Annotated in this window: 4 protein-coding genes and 1 pseudogene; 1 reads left to right on the top strand and 4 read right to left on the bottom strand. The window is 70.8% G+C overall.

Annotated elements, in window-relative coordinates:
* On the bottom strand, window positions 1-2,184 hold a 2,184-nt coding region (locus NBX02_RS02000), incomplete at its 3' end, for a glycosyltransferase family 39 protein (protein ID WP_250289723.1).
* Window positions 2,181-3,470 carry a hypothetical protein gene (locus NBX02_RS01995; protein WP_250289721.1) on the bottom strand — a complete coding sequence of 430 codons (1,290 nt, stop codon included), beginning with the start codon at window positions 3,468-3,470 and terminating at the stop codon, window positions 2,181-2,183. The genes NBX02_RS02000 and NBX02_RS01995, both read right to left, overlap by 4 nt.
* A gap of 472 nt (window positions 3,471-3,942) precedes the next feature.
* Here NBX02_RS01995 and NBX02_RS01990 point away from each other — a divergent pair, with 472 nt between their 5' ends.
* Complete coding sequence (locus tag NBX02_RS01990; RefSeq protein WP_250286986.1) at window positions 3,943-4,674, top strand: M50 family metallopeptidase; 732 nt, start codon at window positions 3,943-3,945, stop codon at window positions 4,672-4,674.
* Between the two features lie 318 nt (window positions 4,675-4,992).
* Here the strand turns inward: NBX02_RS01990 and NBX02_RS01985 are convergent, their stop codons facing one another.
* Together NBX02_RS01985 and NBX02_RS01980 are read right to left on the bottom strand one after the other, a co-directional pair.
* Window positions 4,993-5,154, bottom strand: coding sequence for a hypothetical protein (locus NBX02_RS01985; protein ID WP_250289719.1), 162 nt, complete (start codon window positions 5,152-5,154; stop codon window positions 4,993-4,995).
* Between the two features lie 321 nt (window positions 5,155-5,475).
* Window positions 5,476-5,708 (bottom strand): annotated as a pseudogene (locus NBX02_RS01980) (hypothetical protein); the annotation flags it as partial.

Here is a 5,708-nt window from a genome sequence, read left to right as displayed (position 1 = left end):
GCCGTCGCCGGAGCCACCCGCGGCGGATGCGGCGCCCGCGGACGCGCCCGGCGCGGCTGACCGGCCAGCCCCGCCGCCCGCGAGGTAGTAGTGGATGTCACCAGCCGCGACATACTGTTTGAACTGGTCCAGGGTGGGCGCCGGGTCGCCGCCGTTGAATCCGCCCATCGCCATGATGGCCGTACCACTGGCCAGCTCGAGCACACCTGCGGTCTGGGATCCGGACGTCGCGGCAGCCCAGCGATGGCCGGCCTGGCCATCCCTGAGCAGCTGGACGATTTCGGAGCCGGCGGCCGCACCGCCGTCGAAACCACCGCCGTCGAAACCACCGCCGGGGCCACCACCAGAACCGCTGGAAGCACCATCACGCGGCCGGCCGTCCGTCGCGCCATCCATCGCGTCGTTTGCCGCGCCGCCGGCCGGCCCGAAGAACTGGCGGGCCATCCCGCCGGGAAAGCCGCCGCCGGCCAGCGCCGGGCCGGCGCTGGGGATCGACCCGGAATGGGGGGTCGACGCGGTCTCGACGGCATAGGCGGCCGACGGCGCTCCCAGCGCGAGGGCGACCGCCGCCGCACCCACCACGGTGCCGCTCAGGGTGCCGCTCAGGGTGCCGCTCAGGGTGCCGGTGAGCGGCCGGCGGCCGACCAGCAGGGCGAGGGCGCCGACGGCGGCGGCCGCGACGACGACGAACCGCAGGGCCGGATACCAGTCGGGGGTGCGGTTCAACAGCACGAACGACCAGCCGCCGGTGGCCCCGACCGCCGCCGCCATCAATATCCGGGAAATCCAGGAATTCCTGGCCCGCCACAAGGCCGTCCCGCCGAAAGCGATCAGTCCGCCGATCCCCGGCGCGACCGCGATCGTGTAGTAGGGATGGATGATGCCGCTCATATAGCTGAACACGCCGACGGTGACGAGCGTCCAGCCGCCCCACAACAGCAGGCCGGCGCGGACGCGATCCGTGCGCGCGGCCCGACGGGTCACCCACAGACCGCCCACCAGCGCTGTCAACGCCGCTGGCAACAGCCAGGAGATCTGGGTGGCCATCTCGCCGCTGAACAGCCGGTTCCAGCCGGTGGCACCGCCGAACATCCCGCCGCCGGGGCCACCACCGCCGAAGAACACGTCACCGCCCGGGCCACCTGCCCCGCCAGGAGACGTCATCCGGTTCAGGTACGCGGCGGCTCCGGCTGGCAGATCCCCCTGGGGCAGGCCGGCGAACACGCCCCGGCCGGCGCCCCCGCCGGGATTCCCGTCACCACCGAAAATACGGCCAAGGCCGTTGTAGCCGAAGGTGAGCTCGAGAATGCTGTTGTTGGTCGACCCGCCGATATAGGGCCGGGAGTTCTTCGGCCACAGCTCGACCGCCGCCACGTACCAGCCGGCGGAGACGACGATCGCGGCCGCGCCGGTCAGCAGGCCGAGCAGCCGCCGGCCGACGGATGTGGGCGCGGCCACCAGATACACCAGCGCGAACGCCGGGACGGGCAGGAACGCCTGCATCATCTTCGTCAGAAAGGCGAACCCGACCGCCACCCCGGCCAGCGCCATCCAGCGGAAACCGCCGTCCTCGGTCGCGCGCACCACGCAATAGGCCGCGACGACGAGCAGCAGCACCAGCAGCGCGTCCGGATTGTTGAATCTGAACATCAGCACAGCGACGGGCGTCAGGGCGAGAACGGCGGCGGCGAGCAGCCCGGCCCGCGGCCCGGCCCAGCGACGAACCGCCAGGTACAGGACGCCGACAGCGGCCACGCCCTCGAGCGCGTTCGGGACAAGCATGCTCCAGCTGCTGAAACCGAAGAGCCGCCCGGACAGCCCCATCACCCACAGCGACGCCGGCGGCTTGTCGACAGTGATGAAATTCGACGCGTCGAACGACCCGAAGAACCATGCCTTCCAGCTCTGTGTGCCGGCCTGGACCGCCGCCGCGTAGAAGCTGTTGGCGTACCGGGAGGCACCCAGCTCCCACAGATAACCGACAGCGGCCGCGGCCAGCAGGACGAGCAGCGCCGGGCGTGCCCACCACGGGTCGGCCGCGTGCCCCCGCAGTGGCCGGGGCAGCCGTACCGGCGACCGGCCCGCTGCCCGTTGCGGCGCCCGCCGCGGCGGGGTCACCGGCTCGGCGGGCTCGAGGCTGGTGCCGACCGTGCTCCAGTCGAGGCCGCCGACGCCCGCGCTCATCGTGTGATCAGACTGGCGGAAGCGTTCAGGCTGGTGGCGGTGTTGCTCGTGGAGGTGTTACTGCCGGATCCGCTGGATCCACTGGATCCGCCCGGCCCGCCCGGCCCGCCCGGCCCGCCGAATCCGTCCGGCGCGCCCTGCCCGTCCGGCCCGGTCCGCCCGCCAGGCCCGCCGCCGGGCAGACCGGAATCGCGGCGAAGCTGCGCGACGCACTCCCGGAAGGCCTCACGGGTCTTGGAGTCCGTCAGATCCGGACGTATGGGGGTGCCGTCGTCGACGGTGACGCCCTTGCTCCGCAGGCATTCCTGGAGAGCTTCCCCGTCGATCGCCAGCCTGGGACGGCCTTGCCCACGCTCGCCGCCATCCGGGAACCCCCCGTAGCGTGGATATCCCTCACCGTATCTGCCAGGAGGGAAAGGGAAATAGCCGCCTCCGTGGAACCGGCCGTAGCCCGTGCCGTCGCCGGGGAAGCCGCCCGCGGCGAGGGAACGGTCCGCGTTCTGGCCACCGTCCATCCCCGTACCGGCGGCCAGCACGGCGGCGCCGGTGCCCAGGACCACGACGAGCACCGCGGCGGCCGCGATCAGCCCGTTGCGCCGCCGGCGGGAACCGCCGGCTCCACCCGGTGACCGGCCCTCCGCTCCGGCGGCGGCATCGGCGACGACAGTGGGGTAATCGGGGACTTCCGAGCCTCCCGGATCTTCCGGGCCTCCCGGATCTCCCGGGCCTTCCGGGCCTTCCGGGCCTTCCGGGCCTCCCGGGCCTCCCGGGGCGCCAGGGATGCCGGCGGCGGGCACGCCCGGCTGGCCCGGCCCGACCCACCACGGCCCGGCCAGCGCGGCGGATACGGGCACCTCCGACGGCGCGGCGTGGATCAGCGCGACCACGTCCGCCACCGAGGTCGCGGGACCGATCACGTCGGCTCGCACCTGCGCCCCGAAGTCCGCCGAGACGTCGACACCGGGTGGCGTGACCACCACTACGGCGGTGTCACTCGGCCTGGTCGCGAGGATCGGCAGCAGTTCCCGGTCGTACATCGTCACGACCAGGATCGTCCGGATCGTCACGTTCGGTGGCTGTGGGCGGGACGACCCGTCGCCAGCCACGGTGGCCGGCCTGTCCGCGGCGGCCGGCTGCGGTTCGAACGGCGGTTCGAACGGCGGCTCGAACGGCGGCTCGAACGGCGGCTCGCTCGACGGAGGAAGAACATCATAATCGGGCCCGAGCGCTTCCGCGATCAGGCCCGGGTCCGCGGGAAGCCCCAGGCTCAACCACACACGTGTCATACACACACCGTCGCTGTCACGCCTGAGGGAAAGCTTTCAGGAACCTGGGGACTTCCTTGTAGATCTGCCCATCGGCCCGGCTACGGGCGGCTCTCCCCGAACGTCTCTCCCCGCGCCGCGGGGACGCCGCCGGGATCCCGCCCCACAGCGGCATGAAAAGAACACCGTCGCCGCGCTGCCCGCCAGCCCTCCGGGCGGCCACCAGCCTTCCGGACAGCTATGCCGGCGGCATGCCGCCCGCCCCAGTACGGCCGTAACCCGCTTCCCTGCCTCGCCATGATCTAAATCATGACAACCGATAGTCGCTTGGTAGATATTCTGTTGCTCTTTTTAAGAGTTTCTTGTGTGATAAACGAACAGGAAGCCCAAAAGAGCAACGTTCCAACAATGATCCACTCGGGCCAGCCTGCGAGAGGGCGGCCTGCGGAGGCCATGCCCCACAGGGGCTCGATCGTCGCGTCGGGGGGGCGTCATGAGCATCGGTACCGGTGGCACGAGCACGCCCATGACCGCGGCCAGCGAAACAGCGATCAACGTGGTGGACGGCGTGGCCGCGCCACAGTGGATCGTCATGCTGACCGGCCTGGTCGCGCTCGCGGCCGTCGTACCCCGACGGACCTGGCGCAACAGCGGCCACCTCGACACCATCGCGCACGAGGGCGGCCACGCGCTCGTCGCCTACCTGCTCGGATACTGGGTCGTCGGCGTGTGGCTGTTCTCGGACACCTCCGGCCTCACCGGCTCGTACGGACGACCGAACCGGACAACCGAGTTCCTCGTCTCAGCGGCCGGTTACACCGCGCCGTCGCTGCTCGGCCTGGGCGCGGCGGCCCTGCTGCGTGCCGGGCACGTCACGGCGACGCTGCTGCTCGCCGTCATGGCGCTGGCCGCGCTCTTCCTCGTCGTCCGCAACGCGTTCGGGATCGCGATCATCGTCGCGGCCGCCGGAGCGGTCGTACTGGCGCTGCGTTCGGCCGACACGGGCACGCAGAGCGCGCTGGCCTGCTTCCTCACCTGGTTCCTGCTGCTGTCCGGCCCCCGCTCCGTCCTCGACCTGCACCGGCACCGCAGAAAGGGCCCGTCCTCCTCGGACGCGGACGCCATGGCCGAGCTCACCGGCATCCCCGGCGGCCTCTGGGTCGCCGCCTTCGCCCTGGCCAACACCCTGTGCCTGCTCCACGGCACAACCCTGCTCCTGCGCTGACCGGAACCCGCCATGCCAACGTCAAGCTGAAGCCCCACAAAAACCGCCTCTCCGCAGTTGACTGGAGGGCGTATCCGGTCAGCAGCCGTGCGTGACGACCCGTGGTGACGGAACGTAGTCGCGTTTTGGTTTGGAGAAGGTGAGGCACCCGCCCGCCGAAATGATCGCTCTTACCAGAGAAGAGATCATCGAGCGGACAGGTGCGTCTGTATCTCCCGAGGGAGCTTGCCCACCGCGCGCAGCGCTGACTGCCTGATCGTCACCACATACAGGGCAGACTCGGTCGCAATGACCATCTTGCCGCGCCCCCGCAGGGGGTCAGCCCGTCAGGTCATCCCAGGTGAAGCCCAGTTCCGCCATGGCTTCGTCCAGAGGCACGGGCTCGCCGCCTTCGGCAAGCGCCGTGTCCAGGCACTGACGGTCGTACTCGTCCTCCGCGTCCGTGGTCTCGTACACCACGTCGATCACTGGCTCCGGCATGGGCTCACCTTCCTCGTGGCCCATGCGACTCACAACATTCCAATCACAACATTCCAACTTCCGATGTGCCCAGGCTCACATCGGCAAGCTCCACGGTAACCCGACGCACGCCGTCGTGATATCTCCCAGGCCAAAGAGAGGATCATGTCTCGGCTGTTCGGGGGCTCTTTTCGATCGGTCGACAGAGGAGTGTCAGATGTGTTACATGCATCGAATGCTCCGGGTCGGGTAGAGGTGTTCCATGGTTCGACACCGGAGGGGTCCGGCAACACCGTGTTCTCGGAGCGTCACCTGTCCTGCGCCGGGGGCGCGTCCAGCCGCTCACGCGGCGCGTGTCGCGCGTCCGAGCATTCCGCAGCTTCTGTTCGCCGCGACCACGGTGGCGGCTGTCATCGCCATGCCCTCCGACGTGCTGGCGGGTTCGGCATCGACGCTGTCCGACGCGCCGGCCGCCGCCGGCCCCGCCGTCACGAGCCCGGTGGCCGGCCCGGGGACCGCGGGCGGGGCCACCGAGCAGACGGCCACGGGGGCCACGGGTCCGGTGGCCGCCGGGC

This window comes from Protofrankia sp. CiP1_Cm_nod1 (assembly GCF_920888515.1).
In the GTDB taxonomy this organism is placed as follows: Bacteria; Actinomycetota; Actinomycetes; order Frankiales; family Frankiaceae; genus Protofrankia.
Note: the sequence above shows the minus strand (reverse complement) of the source record. Positions and strands in the feature narration are given on the sequence as shown.

What these genes read in the sequence shown, in the direction of transcription:
- NBX02_RS01995 (WP_250289721.1), bottom strand. Translation starts at nt 3,470, where the DNA reads ATGACACGTGTGTGGTTGAGCCTGGGGCTTCCCGCGGACCCGGGCCTG.
- NBX02_RS01990 (WP_250286986.1), top strand. Translation starts at nt 3,943, where the DNA reads ATGAGCATCGGTACCGGTGGCACGAGCACGCCCATGACCGCGGCCAGC.
- NBX02_RS01985 (WP_250289719.1), bottom strand. Translation starts at nt 5,154, where the DNA reads ATGCCGGAGCCAGTGATCGACGTGGTGTACGAGACCACGGACGCGGAG.